This is a genomic window from Alkalidesulfovibrio alkalitolerans DSM 16529 (assembly GCF_000422245.1).
GTDB lineage: Bacteria > Desulfobacterota > Desulfovibrionia > Desulfovibrionales > Desulfovibrionaceae > Alkalidesulfovibrio > Alkalidesulfovibrio alkalitolerans.
Map to the genome: position 1 here is coordinate 108,951 of NZ_ATHI01000032.1, position 16,904 is coordinate 125,854.

The 16,904-nt window shown below is 63.3% G+C and carries 15 protein-coding genes; 6 read left to right on the forward strand and 9 right to left on the reverse strand.

Translation table 11 applies throughout. The features are described 5' to 3' along the window. Nucleotides 1–108: 108 nt before the first annotated feature. The 8 genes from glyS to DSAT_RS14475 form a co-directional block, all read right to left on the reverse strand. On the reverse strand, nt 109–2,199 hold the full coding sequence (gene glyS, locus DSAT_RS14440) for a glycine--tRNA ligase subunit beta (RefSeq protein ID WP_020888275.1): 2,091 nt from the start codon (nt 2,197–2,199) through the stop codon (nt 109–111). A 2-nt stretch (nt 2,200–2,201) separates the two neighbouring features. After that, nucleotides 2,202–3,083: a glycine--tRNA ligase subunit alpha gene (glyQ, locus tag DSAT_RS14445; protein ID WP_020888276.1), complete on the reverse strand. Its 882-nt coding sequence runs from the start codon at nt 3,081–3,083 to the stop codon at nt 2,202–2,204. 23 nt (nt 3,084–3,106) lie between these two features. Next, a complete protein-coding gene (gene recO, locus DSAT_RS14450) occupies nt 3,107–3,853 on the reverse strand; it encodes a DNA repair protein RecO (RefSeq protein ID WP_020888277.1) in 747 nt (248 codons plus the stop codon). A 23-nt stretch (nt 3,854–3,876) separates the two neighbouring features. Next, nucleotides 3,877–4,791 carry a helix-turn-helix domain-containing protein gene (locus DSAT_RS14455; protein ID WP_020888278.1) on the reverse strand — a complete coding sequence of 305 codons (915 nt, stop codon included), beginning with the start codon at nt 4,789–4,791 and terminating at the stop codon, nt 3,877–3,879. A gap of 15 nt (nt 4,792–4,806) precedes the next feature. Further along, nucleotides 4,807–5,841 (reverse strand): SurA N-terminal domain-containing protein, encoded by a 1,035-nt coding sequence (locus DSAT_RS14460; protein WP_040371380.1) that lies wholly within the window; start codon nt 5,839–5,841, stop codon nt 4,807–4,809. Between the two features lie 56 nt (nt 5,842–5,897). Further along, nucleotides 5,898–7,067, reverse strand: coding sequence for a SurA N-terminal domain-containing protein (locus DSAT_RS14465; RefSeq protein WP_020888280.1), 1,170 nt, complete (start codon nt 7,065–7,067; stop codon nt 5,898–5,900). Between the two features lie 5 nt (nt 7,068–7,072). Then, nucleotides 7,073–10,534, reverse strand: coding sequence for a transcription-repair coupling factor (gene mfd, locus DSAT_RS14470; RefSeq protein ID WP_020888281.1), 3,462 nt, complete (start codon nt 10,532–10,534; stop codon nt 7,073–7,075). Nucleotides 10,535–10,641: 107 nt separating this feature from the next. Next, entirely contained in the window at nt 10,642–11,118 is a 477-nt protein-coding gene (locus tag DSAT_RS14475) for a chemotaxis protein CheW (RefSeq protein WP_020888282.1), read from the reverse strand. Nucleotides 11,119–11,306: 188 nt separating this feature from the next. Between DSAT_RS14475 and DSAT_RS14480 the strand changes: the two genes are divergently transcribed. Beyond that, nucleotides 11,307–11,525, forward strand: a complete 219-nt coding sequence (locus tag DSAT_RS14480) for a hypothetical protein (RefSeq protein WP_020888283.1) — start codon at nt 11,307–11,309, stop codon at nt 11,523–11,525. A gap of 152 nt (nt 11,526–11,677) precedes the next feature. On the opposite strand, the gene DSAT_RS14485 is transcribed toward DSAT_RS14480, so the two are convergent. Next, nucleotides 11,678–13,021 (reverse strand): UDP-glucose dehydrogenase family protein, encoded by a 1,344-nt coding sequence (locus DSAT_RS14485; protein ID WP_020888284.1) that lies wholly within the window; start codon nt 13,019–13,021, stop codon nt 11,678–11,680. A gap of 225 nt (nt 13,022–13,246) precedes the next feature. On the opposite strand from DSAT_RS14485, the gene DSAT_RS14490 reads away from it, so the two are divergent. Genes DSAT_RS14490 through tsaE form a run of 5 tightly spaced genes read left to right on the forward strand, consistent with a single transcriptional unit; the run spans nt 13,247 to nt 16,903 of the window. Then, complete coding sequence (locus tag DSAT_RS14490) at nt 13,247–13,972, forward strand: pyridoxine 5'-phosphate synthase (RefSeq protein WP_020888285.1); 726 nt, start codon at nt 13,247–13,249, stop codon at nt 13,970–13,972. An 8-nt stretch (nt 13,973–13,980) separates the two neighbouring features. Then, nucleotides 13,981–14,355: a holo-[acyl-carrier-protein] synthase gene (locus DSAT_RS14495; RefSeq protein WP_020888286.1), complete on the forward strand. Its 375-nt coding sequence runs from the start codon at nt 13,981–13,983 to the stop codon at nt 14,353–14,355. Between the two features lie 17 nt (nt 14,356–14,372). Next, nucleotides 14,373–15,944: an NAD(P)H-hydrate dehydratase gene (locus tag DSAT_RS14500; RefSeq protein ID WP_020888287.1), complete on the forward strand. Its 1,572-nt coding sequence runs from the start codon at nt 14,373–14,375 to the stop codon at nt 15,942–15,944. Further along, a complete protein-coding gene (locus tag DSAT_RS14505) occupies nt 15,920–16,375 on the forward strand; it encodes a CBS domain-containing protein (protein WP_020888288.1) in 456 nt (151 codons plus the stop codon). The genes DSAT_RS14500 and DSAT_RS14505 overlap by 25 nt, the downstream gene beginning before the upstream one ends. A gap of 6 nt (nt 16,376–16,381) precedes the next feature. Then, complete coding sequence (gene tsaE / locus DSAT_RS14510) at nt 16,382–16,903, forward strand: tRNA (adenosine(37)-N6)-threonylcarbamoyltransferase complex ATPase subunit type 1 TsaE (protein ID WP_020888289.1); 522 nt, start codon at nt 16,382–16,384, stop codon at nt 16,901–16,903. Nucleotide 16,904 lies beyond the last annotated feature (1 nt).

Genomic DNA, 16,904 nt, shown 5'->3' on the forward strand with positions numbered 1-16,904 from the left:
TTGTGTCTGGTCTGATCGTTATCTTCGAAATTCACGCATTACCTGCGGGAACGCTGGCCTTTACACCCAAGTCGCGCTGGTGTCAACCCCTCCCCGCTGCACCTGCCGCTAAACCTGCAAGGCCGAGAAGTCGGCCAGCCGCCCGAGCATGCCGGTCAGGGCGGCGAGCAGGTTCAGGCGGTTGGTGCGCAGCGCCTCGTCGTCGCACATGACCATGACGTTGTCGAAGAAGGCGTCCACCGCAGGGCGAAGTTCCGCCAGCAGGCCGAACAGCGCCTCGAAGTCGTCCGCCTTCCAAAGCTCCTCGAAGCGCGGGGCTGCTTTTTCCATGGCAGCCGCCAGGGTGCGCTCGGCCTCGCTCTCGAACAGGGCGGAATCGTAGATGCCGCTCAGAACGCGGCCGCCCTCCTGGCCCTGCTTGCGGATGATGTTGGCCGCCCGTTTGAAGGTCAACACGGCCTGATCGAAGCCAGGCGAGGCGCTGAAGGCCGAAAGGGCCGCGAGCCGGGCGGACAGTTCGCGCATGTCGGCGAATCCGGCCCCGAGCGCCGCCTCGACCACCAGAGTCTCCAGGCCTCGCCCGGTGAACCAGGCCTTGAGGCGCTGGCCGAAGAACTCCTTGAGCTTGGCAGTGGCCTCCTCGCGGGAGAGCTTCCAGGCGACTCCCTCGTAGCCCGCAAATCCCAGGCTGATGAGTTCGTCCAGATCCAGGCGCAAAGAGTGCTCGGTCACGATGCGAATCACGCCCAGGGCCTGACGACGCAGGGCGTATTGATCCGCGCCGCCAGTGGGGATCATGTTCAGGCCGAAGCAGCCGCACAAAGTGTCCATCTTGTCCGCGATGGAAAGGAGCGCCCCGGCGCGGCTCGCGGGCACGGGCGTGTCCGGCCCGGCGGGCAGGTAGTGCTCGGCCACGGCCGTGGCGATGGTTTCGGAAAAACCTTTGCGTTGCAGGTAGATGCCGCCCATGATGCCTTGCAGGCTGTCGAACTCATAAACCATCTCCGAGACGAGGTCGGCCTTGCACAGGCGGCCTGCGCGCGGCAGATCGGCGGCAAGCGCGGGCTCGGCCATGGCGGCCAGATGACCGCACAGCGCCTCGATGCGCCGCGTCTTGGCGCCCATGGAGCCAAGGGGGGCCAGGAAGGTCACGTTGTCGAGCTTGGCGAGCCAGGCGTCCACCTCGGCGGCGGTGTCGGCTTCCCAGAAAAAGCGGGCGTCCTCGAGGCGCGCCTTGAGCACGCGTTCCCAGCCCTTGCGCACCAGACCGGGCTCGACGGGCTCGATGTTCAGGACCGTGAGGAAGCGGTTCATGAGCTTGCCGTCTGCCCCTTCCACGCCGAAGCTCTTCTGGTGGCTCTGCATGCTGGTCAAAAGCACCTGGCGCGGCAGTTCGAGGTAGCGCTCCGCAAAGCTCGCAAGCATGGGCCTGGGCCATTCCACGAGCCCCACCACTTCGTTTTCCAGCGCCTCGTTCCAGACGATGCGCCCGCCCGCCTCAGCGGCCAGGCGTTCGCCCTCCTCGCGCACGATGCGCCTGCGCTCCTCGGGGTCGAGCACGACCTTGCAATCATTGAAAAGCACGGATTCGTAGGCATCGGCCGAGGGCACGTCGAAGGGGCCGGGGCCCATGACGCGGTGCCCCCATGTCTTGCGGCTGGAGGCGATGTCTTCCAAGGCGAAGTGCACCACGTCCTCTCCGAAGAGGGCCAGCAGCCAGCGCACAGGACGGCCAAAACCGACTTCGCGGCTGCCCCAGCGCATTTTTTTGGGGAAGGACAGGGATGCGACCGCGGTGCGACATATCGCGGGCAGGATGTCGATGGTGCGGCCGCCGCCCGTGAGCTTCTTGCAGGCCACGTAGAGGCCCTTGTCCGTGTCCATGGTGAACAGGCTCTCGGGCTCAACTCCCTGGCCGCGCGCGAAGCCCAAGCCAGCCTTGGTGGGCGCGCCGTCCGCGTCGAAGGCGACCTTGGCGGGGGGGCCGGTGATGATCTCTTCCTCGCTGCGCTGTACCTCGGCCGCGTCCAGGACCTGGACGACCAGGCGGCGCGGAGTTCCCTGAGCGAAAATGCGGTCGAAATCAATCTTGGCGGCGATCAGTTCTCCCGCCACCACCCGCTGCAGTTCTTCGGTCAGTCCGGGAAAGAAACGGGCGGGCATCTCCTCGACGCCGATCTCGAGAACAAAACGGGGCATCGTTACTCCCCCCTCGCGGTGTTCAGAAGCGGATGATTCATTTCCTTGCGCTGCTCGTCGTAGAGGCGGGCGACGCGGCCGGCCAGGTTGCGGACGCGGTGGATGTAGCCGGTGCGCTCGGTGATGGAGATGGCCCCGCGCGCGTCGAGCAGGTTGAAGGTATGCGAGCACTTGAGGGTGTAGTCGTAGGCTGGCCAGGGCATCCTGGCTTCGGTCAGGCGCAGACATTCCTTCTCGAAGGCGTCGAAATTGGCGAAGAGCATGGCGGTGTCGGCCAGTTCGAAGTTGTAACGTGACTGCTCCACCTCGTTCTGGTGGTGCACTTGACCGTACGTCACACGCTCATTCCAGGCGAGGTCGTAGACCGATTCCTTCTCCTGGAGGTACATGCAGATGCGCTCCAGGCCGTAGGTCAGCTCCACGCTCACAGGCGAAAGATCAATGCCGCCTACCTGCTGGAAATAGGTAAACTGTGTAACCTCCATGCCGTTCAGCCAGACCTCCCAGCCAAGACCCCATGCACCGAGCGTGGGCGACTCCCAGTCGTCCTCCACAAAGCGGATGTCGTGGCGCGCCGGATTGACTCCCAGGGCGCGCAGGCTTTCGAGGTAGAGTTCCTGCACGTTGTCCGGCGAGGGTTTGAGGATCACCTGGAATTGGTAGTAGTGCTGCAGACGGTTGGGGTTCTCGCCGTAGCGGCCGTCTGTGGGCCTGCGCGAGGGTTCCACGTAGGCCACGTTCCATGGCTCGGGACCGATGACCCGAAGGAAGGTGTGCGGGTTGAAGGTGCCCGCACCCACTTCGATGTCGTAGGGCTGGCCCACGAGACAGCCCTGTTCTGCCCAGAAGCGTTGCAGCGTCAGGATGACATTTTGAAAGGTCATGCTCTCCCCTCTTTTCGCCGGGCTCAGGCGCGGCGATAACGGCCCGCGTCCCACGCGAGGCCGAGATGGTATTCGATGAACCTGTCCACGGCGGCGAAGCATTCGCGCCGCGCCGTGGGCGAGACGTCCAGGTCGGGCCAGCCGCCGGGATCGCTCCGGGAAAGAAAACGCAAGGTACTCACGGCTTCCTGGCCGAGCCGCAGCAGACTTAGATCGCCCCACCCGCAGGCGGGGCAGGACAGGCGACCGCTGTCGATAGCCAGAAACGCCAAGGGCATGTCGTGTAAACCCTTGCCGCAGACATGGCAAGACTGAAGCTCAGGCCAGTAGCCCAGGGCGGCCAGAGCGCGAGTCCTGAAGAACATAGGCAGGCCTTCGGGGAGTCTTTCACCTACGTCCAGAAGATCGAGCGTTCCCAGGAGGGCGTCGAAGACGCTGCCCGCGCTCTGCGCCCCATCCTGGACGGCTTCGGCGAAGGCCAGGCAGTTGGCGGCCATGCCAAGACGCGCAAGGTCATGGCGAAGTCGGGGAAATGCGCGCACGAGGGTTGTCTCGCGCAGATGCAGGTAACGTCCGGCCCGATCGGTGGCCGCTGTGGCCATGACGAGGTTAAAGGTGTCCAGACAGCCCCCGAAACGACGACGGCTGCGGCATCCGCCGAAGGCGAAGGCCTGGAAGAGGCCGCGTGTGGGGCCGATCAGCCGAACCCACATGTCCGCCTCCCGAAAACGCCCGGTTCGCAGAACCAAGGCCCTTTCGGTGAACTCCATGGGCGACTCCGAACGAAGGCTTCCTAAGGGAAGGTGAAGGTCTTGACGTCGCCGGAACCGGCCTCGAAGGACACAGGCGAGCCGTTGTGGAGCAGAGCGATCCCGCCTGCATTGCCCGCGCGCAACGTGAGGCCGGAAGAGTATTCGGCCGTGAGCCGTTCGCCGGGCTGTAGGAAATATTCGGTGGGGCTTTTGCCGTCCACCACGACCTCGAACCAGCAGGGCTCCACGGCCGTGACCACGAGAACGCCGGGCTGCGGCGATGCCGGACGCTCTACGATTTCGGGCGCGGGCGCGACGGGATATTCCTCCGGCACCACGGCTGCTTGGGCGGACGCTGGTGCCGAGGACTGCCGAAGGGATGTTTCGGGCACGGGAGGCTGCGGCTGGGCTGGCGCTTCCGGAGGTGTAGGCGCAACGGGGGACTCCGCCGGAATTTCGGGCTGCTGTCCGGATGGGGCAGGTCCAAAAGGCTGCGAAGGTTGTTCGGAGGGAACGTCAGGGGACGTCCGCGTCTCGATCTGCGGCGTTTTCCCGTTTTCGCCCGGCAGGAACCAGATGAAAAGAACGATCGCCGAGACGAGCAGTCCAAGGACCACCGCTGCGGTCAGCAAGCGCGGTCCCCGCCCGCTTCGCCCTACATGCAGCCTCACGTCTCGCTGCACCTCAAGGGCAGCCTCTTCGTTTTCGTCGCTCTCGACGGGGAAGATTTCCACCAGGGATGCGTTGATCTCGTTCAGATCCAATCCGAGCACGTTGGCATAGTTTCGGATGAAACCTTTCGTATAGACCGGATGGGGAAGGTCTTCCAGGCGGCCGTGCTCGATGGATTCGAGAACGCGGCGGCTGATCTTGGTGCGCTCGACAACATCCGCTAGAGACAGTCCAGCCGTCTCGCGTCGCTCGCGCAGCAATGCGCCAAGTTGGTTAAGATCCATGCCTGCTCCCGCGTCCTACATCCTGATGTCGATGATAGCCCTGCTCTTCAGCCGTTCGATGTAGTTCGAATAAACCTCTTCGTACTTGGGCTTGGCCAGCGTTTCGCGAATGCGCTCGGCCACGTCGGGTCCGGGGGCATCTCCGGTCGCCTCTCCGACGAGCTTGAGCAGGGCAGTGCCCCCGGAAAGATCGAAGGGGGCACTGATTTCTCCCGGGGAAACGCTTTGAAGCGCGCTTTTCCATGCCGGGGCAAGCTGATCGAAGGCGAAGGAACCGATATAGCCGCCGTCCTGGGCACCGGGGCCCCGGGAAAACTGTCTGGCCGCCTCGGCGAAATCGATCTCCTTGCGCTGGATGCGTTGCCGCAGCGTCTCGACATCCTCGCCGGGCGGCAGCAGAATGAGTTGGAGGTCGACCGTGCGGCCGCTTCCGAGATGCTTCATGTTTGCCTGGAAGTATTCGGCGATTTCCTGGTCGCTCACTGCAATCTTGTTGTGTACCCTGGTGGAGATGAGGCGATTGATGGAAATCTCGCGGCGAAGTTCCGTCACGTACTGAGACCTGGTGATGCCCTGCTGGACAAGTTCTTCGCGGAAACGTTCCTCGCTCATGCGGTTTTGCTGCAGCATTTCCTTGATCTGGTCTTCGACTTCGGCGTCCGAGGCCCGCATGCCCAGACGTTCTGCCTCCTGCATCAGAAGGGTGTCCACCACCATGCGATCGAGGAGTTGCCGTTTCATGGCTTTCAGACGATCCTCATCGGCAGCGCTGAGTGTTCGCCCTTCGAGTTGGCGCATGACCGGCTCGAAACGCCGGTTGAGATCGAAGAGCGTGATGATCTCGCCATTGACCACCGCCACGATACGGTCGGCGACTTGGGCATGGACAGGAAGCGCCGCCGAAAGACAAATGGCGAACATCGTCAGCAAGGAGAGCGCGGCTCCGCCGAAAATCGATTGTATGCAACGACCGCAACGTATCCGCAAAACTTTACTCCGTGATCCTAGACGATCATCTTCGGACCGGTTTGTAGTCGCTTTCAACATCATATGCAATCACTGTCCAAAATTTCCGAAAATATTCGGCGCTCAAAGGATGTCCACCGCTAGGGCGAGTCATCCGCCGAAGTGCCCCGTCTTTTTTCAGCGGCCACGACTTCGGGAGGAGCAAAATCCTGCGCCGAGAGTTCCGGTTGAACGGTCGGCCCCTCGATCCCGTCATCCCGACCGTTGCGATCCGCCCAAGCGTCCTCCTTCGGATCGCCGTTTCCAGACGCCTCTTCGGGCGAAGGGGTGTCATGAAGCAGTCGCTCGGCTTCCAGGTTCCGGGTCGCTTGGTCCTGTTCCCCCTCGCCTTCCTCGGTCCGCAGAAGGTGGGCGCTGACTTTTATGGAGGCTGAGGTCAGAGCCTGATCGAGCCACGAGCTGAATTCCTCGGCCAGTTTGCGCTCAACGAGTACTGTTTCCACCAACGGATACGCCTGGCTCGGGTCGAGCAACCTCCCGGGCACTTCCTCCAACACCATGATGCGGTTGACGACGTTTTTGTCCGTCCACACTGGACTTAGTCCTTCCTTGTCCGTGCCTTTCAGGGCTTCCTTCCAGGCTGCGGGCAGACGATCCTCACGCAGTTTCACCAGCCGGACCGACACCTGGTTCAGCCTCGCCTCAATCTCCTCCGGCTCCTCCCCTGCCCGATACGCATCCGTGGCCTTGCGCACGAGATCCTGGGAAGGACCAGTAATCAGAACGACGGAAACGCGGGGAGGCAGATAGAAATCCTGGATATTATCCCTGTAGAACTTCTCGGCCTCCTGGTAGTCGAGACGTACGCGCGGCCTAAGCACCAGATTGTGAAATTTCTCCATGGACAGGCGCGCCTTTAGTTGTCCGCGCCAAGCCTCGATATCGATATACTCCTCGATCAGGACTTCCTCGAAAGTGCCTTCGGGATAGTCGGCGCGCACGGCTTCCTCGGCTTGACGCAATTCCTCTTCCGTGACCTCAAGGCCGCGTTTTTCGAGCTCTTGGGCTACCAGTTGCTGCACGATGAGGTCCGCCAGGGCGAGGCCGTGGTCCGCGCGCAATTGTTCGAGCGACGGGTTGAAATCCGCGAGCTGCTGCATCTGCATCATGTCACTCACGAATTCGAGTTGGGCCAGGGTGATGGGGCGTCCGTTGACCCTGGCCACCACGCCAGGCTCCTCGGAATCCCGGGCGCACCCGCCCATGAAGACTGCAAGGCAGAGCGTAGCGAGAAGAAGGTATTTTTTCATGTCGTCTATACCTGAAGCTGAAGAGCGCCTGGCCGATCACCCTCGACGGGTGCCAGCGCCGCGAGTTCGTCGTGCAACCAAGCCAAGCCCTCGGCCGTGGCCGTGTGGTCTGGCAATCTGGTTTCGAGTTTTCCCGGCGGGAGAAGTCTGGCCCATTCGCGCCTGCTTTGCAACCAGGCGAAAATTCTTTCCGGATCCGGTGCTCCGCCCTCGCCGGACCAGTGCACTGTCACACGGCCCGGATAGACGTCGGCCCGTGTCGCGCCGAGAGCGACGAGGATGCGCTTGAGATCCAGGGCGGCCAGGAAGTTTATGAGCGGCTCGGGCAGCTTGCCGAAGCGATCTTTGACCTCCATGGCCAATTCGCGCGCCTCGTCGGCGTTGCGCGCGGCAGCCAGGGCCTTGTACCAGTTCAGGCGATCCTGGGCGTCGGGAATGTAATTTTCCGGGATGTGCGCGGGGATCACGAAATTCATTTCGGTTTCGGGCAGGGACGTGGTCAGGTCGCCGCGCACGCGGCGCACCTCCTCCTCCAGCATCTCCAGGAAGAGGTCGAGTCCGACCTTGGCGATCTGGCCGGACTGGGACTCGCCCAGGATGTTGCCCGCGCCGCGCAGGCGCAAGTCCTCCATGGCCACCCTGAATCCCGCGCCCAGGAAATCCATGTCCAGGATGACCCGCAGTCGTTTGCGGGCGTCCTCGGGCACGGCGGCCATGCTGGGCACCACGAAGTAGGCGAAGGCTTGGCGTTCGGACCGCCCCACCCGGCCGCGAAGCTGGTAGAGTTGTCCCAGGCCGAACATCTGCGCCTGATCAACGACCAGGGTGTTGGCGTTGGGGAAGTCGAGACCCGATTCGACGATGGCAGTGCACACGAGCACGTCCATTTCGCCGTGCCAGAAGGCCCGCATGGCCTCTTCGAGGGCCGGGGCCGACATCTGGCCATGTGCCATGCCTACCCGTGCCCCAGGCACGAGGTTTCGGACGTATTCGACCACGCCGTCGAGGGTGCGCACCCGGTTGTGAACCCAGAAAACCTGCCCCTTGCGCTCCAGTTCTCGTTCGAGAATGCGCTTGAGCATGCCGTCGTCGCGTTCGATGAGAGCTGTTTCCACGGGTTTTCTGTCCAGTGGCGGGGTCTCGATGACCGAGAGGGAGCGAATGCCCGAAAGCGAAAGTTGCAAGGTGCGGGGGATGGGCGTGGCCGTGAGCGTCAGGCAATCGATGGTCCGCTTCATCTCCTTGAGTTTTTCCTTGTGCTTGACGCCGAAACGCTGCTCCTCGTCGAGAATCATAAGGCCCAGGCGCGGCATGGAGATGTCGGCCGAGAGCATGCGGTGGGTGCCGATAAGCACGTCCACGGAGCCGCGCGCCGCGGCCGAGGCGATGAGTTTCTGTTCGGGTTTAGGCACGAAGCGCGAGAGCATGGCCACTGACACGGCGAAATTGGCCATACGCGCCTTGAATGTATGGTAATGCTGCTCGGCGAGGACGGTGGTGGGACACAATAGGGCCACCTGCTTGCCGTCGGCCACGGCGCGAAACGCCGCGCGCAGCGCCACCTCGGTCTTGCCGAAGCCGACGTCGCCGCAGACCAGCCTGTCCATGGGCTCGGGCTTTTCCATATCCTCGATCACGTCCAGGATGGCCCGGGCCTGATCCGGAGTCTCCTCGAAGCCGAATCCGGCCTCGAATTCCCGGTAAAGTTCACCAGGCGGGGAGTACGCATACCCCTTGGCCACGCGGCGGTAGGCATACATTTCCACGAGTTCCTGGGCAATTTTTTCGATGGCTTTGCGGGCCCGCTCCTTGGCCGCTCGCCAGCGCGCGCCACGCAACGAATCCAGTGCGGGATTGGCGCCTTCAGGGCCTTTGTAACGTTGCACGAGGCGCATGCGGTCCACGGGCAGATAGAGTTTGTCTTCGCCGTCGAACAGGAGCAGCAGATAATCGTTGGCAACCTCGCCATGGGCCAGGCGGTGCAGTCCGGCGAATCGCGCCAGACCATAGTCGCGGTGCACGAGCAGATCGCCGGGCGTGATCTCGTCCGAGGTCGAGAGTCCCTTCCAGTCCTTGGCCCTTGGAGCGCGCACGGCCGATTCGCCCGGCTGCAGGATGTCCTCGGAAAGAATCCGCACCCCTGCCCAATCGAGCTCCATGCCGCGCGAGAGCGGGGATATCAGGGCGTAGAGCCCTCGCCTGTCTGGGGCGTATTCCGTATGCAGCGAAATGTCTTCCTGGGCGGCCATTTTCAAAAAGCGCGATCGCGACCTGGACGACTGGAAGCCGAGAAGCGTCTGGCCCTCCTCGGCGCCCCATTTGCGCAGGGCCGCTACCAGGGCCGTCCACGGCCGCTTCTGGTCGTCTGGCTTCCAGAACAGGTCGCCGAAAGAATCGAGCTGCCGCTCCGGCAGTTCCACGCCGTCCTTGGCCACACCGACAACCAATTCCTCGAAGGCGATGTGCCGCTTGCCCGCCCAGGATTTGCGGGCGTCCTCTTCGGGCCAGAGAAGCAGGTCGTCGCGAAAGGAGATTCCTGCGTCGGTTCGTTGTTTCTGGCAGAATTCCTGCCAGTTCCACACGGCCTCCTCCATTTTCGTGCGCAGCACCGCTCCTCCGGTCAGGAGGTAGACGGCATCGCGGGGAAAATAGTCAGATAATCTGGCTGGCTCCTGGTAATATAGGCCGGGCAGGATGGATGCGTCGGTCTCGGTGATGGCCCTGCCGAAGCGCGAGAGAGCCTGAGCGTTGATCTGTCCCGTTGTCTTCAACCGAGAGAGCCCGGCCAGCGCCTGCTCGCCGAGTTCCGGCGAGAGGATCGCAGGAGCGGCAGGGACGAACGCGATCTCGTTGAGGTCGGCCTGTGAACGTTGGTTTTGAGCGTTGAAAAGACGGATGTCCTCAAGGGTGTCGCCAAAGAATTCGAGCCGAGCCGGGTGCTCGAACCCAGGCGCGAAGACATCGAGGATGTCGCCGCGCATGGCCATTTCGCCGGGTTGGGCGACCATGGCCGTACGCCGGTATCCCCACAGCACGAGTTGTTCGAGGACCATCTCGGAGAGAATCTCTTCGCCTCGACGCAGGCGAAGCTCGGCCCCCATGGCCGTCTCCACGGGCGGCCATTTGGGCAGGAGATTGTCGGCGGAGAGCACCACGGCCACGCGGCCCAAGCGGGCGGAAAGGCGCGACAGAGCGGCCCAACGCACGGCCCATTCGCGCGGGTCGGGCCAGCCAGCGCGGTATTCTGGCAGAAAGACGATCTCCTCGTCCCTTTCGCCGGAGAGAAGGCCAAGCAACGCTTTGGCGGATCGGGCGGAGCGTTCGTCGGGCAAAACCCATACCACGCTTTTCCCTTGGCGTCCGAGGGCGGCGGCGACCATGGCCTGCGAGGCGTGGCCGCTCTTGAAGACGCGCAGGTTCTCGCCGCGTCCGGATATGAATTCCTGGATTTTTCGAGGAAAATGCACGCATTCACCTTTCGGGCCGTGACCCTGAGCGGGCTGAGCCCCATGCAAACGAAAAACCGCCCGCGGCCGCTCTCGCGCCACGGGCGGCGTTGTTCCCTTCGTCCGCGCTAGACTTGGGCGAGCACGTTCTTCTCTTCGCGGGAAAGCAGGCGATCGAGATCAAGCATGATGAGCAGGCGGTCGGCCAGCTTGCCCACGCCCTTGATGTATTCGGATTCCAGACCGGCGACCACGGGCGGCGGCGGTTCGACCGTGTCGGCCGATATGCGCAGCACCTCGGACACGGAATCGACGACAAAGCCGACGATCATTTTGTTGATCTCGATGACGATGATGCGCGTGTCCTTGTCATGTTGCCGCGTCTCCATGCCGAAACGCTTGCGCAGATCAATGATCGGAATCACCTTGCCGCGCAGGTTGATGACGCCCTCGACGAACTCGGGAGCTCTGGGCACCTTGGTGATCTCCATGGTGCGGATGATCTCCTGGACCTTCAGGATGTCCACCCCGAACTCTTCGTCTCCGATGCTGAACGTGACCAACTGGAGCAGTTCGGCGTCCTGTCGCTTGTGCATGTCGTTCATTCAATACCCCCGGCAAGATGCGGTACCCCTGGATGAAAGTTGTCCAGGCCAGGAAAATCTATAAATCCTAAGGGCCACAAGCGCAAGGGGTCTTTGTCCGACCTCGGCGGACACACTTGCCAAACCACTCCCCTTCCAATAAGTAAGGACGGCAACGCCCATCCCGTCACCCGGAGGAACCCTTTTTCATGGCCCACCTTCTCTCGCTCCCCGACAGTTTTCCCCTCGAAGAACAACTGAAAACGCTGGGCGACGACGAGCTTTTGGACTTCTGGGAAGAGGCGCAGTTTCTCGAACGCTTCCTGCACGACGACTCCGTGCTCGTCGAACGTGAAGCGGATTACGAAGCCCTGATCCTCAAGGAATTACAGGTCCGCAGCCAGCGCAGGGGCCGGGCTTCTTTCTGATTTTCAATCGCTGAAAAAGCATCGTCTGCCGCGTTGCCGAAAAACGTTCAAGCCTTCGCAAAGGTTAAACGACGGGTCGGCCTTGAACTTTTCGCGTCCTTGCCTTTGGTGCTTTTTAAGCGGCCTGTGGAACTGGATTTTTCCCCGCCACCCTATTCCGGCCTAGCCGGTCTGCGGCCGATGCTGAAATAGGCGAATCCTTCCGACGACATGAACGACGGCGAATAGAGGTTTCTGCCGTCGAAAACAATGGGCGCACGCAAGAAGCGCTTCATCCGCGTGAAATTCGGATTTCTGAACTGGTTCCATTCCGTGACCACGGCCAGGGCGTCGGCGTTCTCGAGCGCCCCGTACTGCTCGTCGAATATTTCCACGAGGGGATTGTCTTTGAACGTCTCTCGGGCCTTGTCTCCGGCCACAGGGTCGAAGGCGCGGATGCGCATGCCTTCGGCCGTGAGATCGCGGATGATGTCGATGGACGGGGCCTCGCGCATGTCGTCGGTGTTGGCCTTGAAGGCCAGGCCCCACATGGCGAGCGTGCGGCCTTTCACCCCGCCCTGGTCGGCGAAGTAGTTCTTGATCTTGTTGGAGAGCATGAGCTTCTGGCGCGAGTTAACCAGATCCACAGACTCGATGAGCCGGGGCTTGTAGCCGTATTCCTTGGCCGTGTTGATGAGCGCTTTGACGTCCTTGGGAAAGCACGAACCGCCGTAGCCCACGCCGGGATAGATGAAATGGTATCCGATGCGGTGATCCGAGCCGATGCCCATGCGCACTTCGCGCACGTCTGCCCCCACCATCTCGCAGATGTTGGCGATCTCGTTGATGAAGGATATCTTGGTGGCCAGCATGCAGTTGGCCGCGTACTTGGTCATCTCGGCACTCTTCACACCCATCATGATCAGCTTTTCGCGGCTGCGCGCGTAAGGGGCGTAAAGCGCCTCAAGATGTTTGGCGGCTCGTTCGCTGTCCGTGCCCACGATGACCCTGTCGGGCTTCATGAAATCGTTGACCGCATCACCTTCCTTGAGGAACTCGGGGTTCGAAACCACGTCGAAGGGCAGATCGAGGCCACGCTTGCGCAGTTCCTGGGCGATTATCTCCCGCACTTGGTCGGCCGTGCCCACCGGAACCGTGGATTTGTCGATGACGATCTTGTAGCTGGTCATGGCCTGACCGATCTGGGCCGCCACCTGGTGCACGTAGATCAGGTCGCAGGAGCCATCGGGCTTTGAGGGCGTGCCTACGGTGACGAAGACGCATAGGGCGTCGGCCAAGCCCTCGGCGAGGTCGGTGGTGAAACGCAGGCGCCCGTCGCGGGCGTTGCGAGCCACCAGTTCTTCGAGGCCGGGCTCGAAAATGTGAACATATCCCTTGTTCAACATCTCCACGATGTGCGGGTTGACATCGACACAGACGACGTCGTTGCCCATTTCGGCGAAGCAGGCCGCGCTGACGAGACCGACGTAGCCGGTGCCGACGATACACACGTTCATGTTTGCAGTGTCTCCTGGTTGATGAGAAATTAGGATGCTAAGCGGGCGCATTCTGGTTACCGGAAGCGGTGTGGTGCGTCAACCGGGGGAGGCGAAACGGAAGGGACGAAAGCCGAGTGAAATCGCCGCCGCCCGCACCGAGTGTTGCTTTCCAGGCCCTAAAGACATACACCGGTTGTCCCGGAATCATGGCCGGAAATCACGATTCTTTTCAGGAGGCACGCCATGCCCGTCTTGTCGGTCAACGTTGACCACGTGGCCACCTTGCGCCAGCAACGGCTGGGAATCGAGCCGGAGCCCGTCACGGCAGCCCTGATGGCCGAACTCGCCGGAGCGCGCGGGATTATCGTCCACCTGCGTGAGGACCGTCGTCACATCCAGGATCGCGACGTGCGCGTGCTGAGGGAAGCCATACAAACCCGGCTGCATCTCGAAATGGCGGCCACCGAGGAGATGCGCTCCATCGCCCTCTCGGTCCGGCCGGACACGGTCTGCCTCGTGCCGGAAAAGCGCGAGGAGTTGACCACCGAGGGCGGCCTCTCCGTGGCCGGGCGCGAGGACTTCCTGCGGCGTTACCTTGAGCCGATCTGGGAGGCGGGCATCGCCTCAAGCCTCTTCATCGACGCCGATCCCGCCCAGATGGAAGCGGCGGCACGCATCAAGACGCAGTTCATCGAAATCCACACCGGCCACTACGCCGACGCCAAGGACTCGGCCACACGCGACACGGAACTCAGGAAGATCGTCGCAGCCATCGCCCAAGGAAAAGAACTCGGCCTCAAGGTCAATCTCGGACATGGGCTGAACTACGTAAACGTGCACGCCTTCGGGCGCGTGCCCGGCGTGTGCGAATACTCCATCGGCCACAGCATCGTCTCGCGGGCCGTGCTCACGGGACTCTCCGAAGCCGTGCGGCGCATGGCCGACATCGTGGAGAGCTTTGCGGACTGAGCGTGGAAATGATAGTGGGTATCGGCATAGACGTGGTGGAACTCGATCGCATCGAGAAAAGCCTCGCGCGCTTCAACGAGCGTTTTGTGGCCAGAATCTTGACCGAAGGCGAGCGACGGGCCATGCCGAAAAAGAACCCCGTGCCTTTTCTCGCGGCCCGTTTCGCGGCCAAGGAGGCCGCAGCAAAGGCCCTGGGGACCGGCTTCACCAAGGGCGTTTCGCTGACCACCCTCGAGGTCGTGGGCGGCGAGCGCGGCAAGCCGGAGATGGTCTTCCACGGTTCGGCCGCCGAGCACGCCCATGAACTCGGAGTGACGCGCATCCACGTCAGCCTGACCCACGGCCGCGATACCGCCGCCGCCGTCGTGGTCCTGGAACGCTGAGCGCAAAGGAGCTCGCCTTGCACGCCCTCCTGCCCACTCCCGAGGAGATGGCCCGCTGGGACAAGGCCGCCGTGGCCTTAGGCATCAGGCCGGAAATCCTCATGGAGAACGCCTCGCGCGAGGCCATGCACGTCCTGTGCGGACTCGTCGGCGACCTGGTGGGGCGAGGCGTGTTGCTCCTGGCCGGGCCCGGCAACAATGGCGGCGACGCCATCGCCCTTGCCCGCCATTTGCACTGCGCGGGTGCGAAGGTTCTCCTCGCCCACGTCAAGCCGCTCTCGGCCTACAAAGGCGAGGCGGGCTACAACGCCCGACTGGCGCGAAAGCTCGGTCTTGCGGCCGAACTCGTCACGGAGCGAAACCTTGCCTCCAAGGCGCTCTCCTGGGAGCTTTCGAGGCCTTGCGTGGTTGTGGACGGCCTGCTTGGCACCGGCTTTTCCGGCCAGCTTTCGCCTTTCTTTCTTGAACTCGTCGAAACCGTCAACCGGCTCGGTCGGAATGCCCTGGTCCTGGCCCTGGACGCGCCCACGGGACTTTCGGCCCACACCGGCAGGCCGAACCCCACGGCCGTTCGCGCCGACGCCACCGTCACCTTCGAGGCGGCCAAGATCGGTCTGGCCCAGCCGTTCGCCGCGCCCTTCACGGGCTGGCTGCACGTGCGGCCCATCGGCATCCCGCCGGAGGTCAAGGACGCCCACCCGGCCTCGGCCGCCCTGCTCGGTCCGGAGACGCTCGGCCTTCTTCCGCGTCCCTCCCCGGAGGGGCACAAGGGCTCCTACGGCCACGTCCTGGTCCTGGGCGGCAGCTACGGCCTCACCGGCGCGCCCGTCCTGACCGCGCTGGGCGCGCTTCGCGGCGGCGCGGGGCTGGCCACCGTGGGCTGCCCTTCAGGGCTCTCGCTGCATCTGAAGGCCGGACAGCCGGACATCATGACTCTGCCCCTGGGCAAAGGCGGGGAGTGGAACGCCGGGTTCCTCGACGAATTGCTGCCGCACGTCGGCCATTTCAACGCCCTGGTCGTGGGGCCTGGGCTCGGCCGCACCGAAGGCGCGCGGGATTTCCTGCGCGGGCTTTTGGCCGCATCCTCTCTGCCGCCCCTTGTGCTCGACGCAGACGCGCTCTACTGGCTGGCCCAAGAAGAGACCCCACCGCGCCTGCCCGAAAACGCTGTGCTCACGCCGCACCCCCGCGAGGCCGGACGCCTCCTGGGGCTTGATGCCGCCACCGTGCAGGCCGACCGCCCGGCCGCGATCCGCGCGCTCGTCGAACGCACCGGCGCTATGTGCGTGCTCAAGGGCGCAGGAACCCTGGTCGCCGCCCCAGGCCAGCCGATACACCTCTGCCCCGTGGACGCCCCTGCCCTCTCCGTGGGCGGCTCGGGCGACGTCCTGGCTGGGCTGCTCGGCGCGCTGCTCGCACAAGGGCTGTCCTGCTTCAAGGCCGCCCGCCTAGCCGTATGGCTGCATGCCTCGGCCGGACTGCATCTTGCCGAAAATTTCCCCAACCGGGGCTGCACGGCCACCGAGATAGCCGCCGCCCTGCCACATGCCATGAAGGAGCAACCATGCGCACCGCGAAAGACATCATGACCATCGAGATCATCAGCGTGACCCCCGAACTGGACATTCCCTCGGCGGCGAAGATTCTGCTGGAGAACAAGATCAACGGCGTGCCCGTGGTCGAGGGCGGCAAGCTCGTGGGCATCCTTTGCCAGTCGGACCTCATCACGCAGCAAAAGGCCCTGAACCTGCCCAGCGTATTCACGCTTCTGGACGGGCTGGTGCCGCTCGGAGGCCTGGAGCGCCTGGAGCGGGAAATGAAGAAGATCACGGCCATGAGCGTGCGCGAGGCCATGACTCCCGATCCCGTGACCGTGACGCCCGACACACCCATGGATACCGTGGCCGCGATCATGGTCGACAAGCGGCTGCATACCCTGCCCGTCGTGGACGGCGAACGCCTCGTGGGCGTCATCGGCAAGTCCGACGTGCTGCGCACTGTGATGCAGAGCAAGGGTTAGCCAGACGTGAAGAGCCTTTCGGTCGTTCTGTCCGATGCCAGGGCCACGGAAGAATTGGGGCGGGCCATGGCGGCCTCGCTCTCATCGAGGCCCGGTTTCGCCCTGCTTCTCGAAGGCGACCTGGGCGCGGGCAAGACCACGCTCGTGCGGGGGCTTGTCGGCGCCTTGCCCGGCGCGCACGCAGCCGAGGTGGCCAGCCCTTCGTTCACGATCTGCAATCTGTATCCCACGGAGCCGGCGATCGCCCATTACGATCTCTACCGGCTGGAGGGCCAGGCCCCCGGCGACGATCTCCTCGACGACCTCGAAACCGTCGACACCCTTGTCATTGTCGAGTGGGCGCAGTATCTAGTCGGACCCGGCCGCCCCGAGGAACGGGTGGAGTGCCTGCTTTCTTCCCGCGAAAAAGGGCGAAAGGCCGTGTTTCGAGCGCAGGGACAAAAGGCCGAGGGATTTCTCGACAGCCTGGCGCGCAAACTGGTGGCGATGTCCGTTCCCTTTCAATCCCCCACGGGAGACGACACGTGAA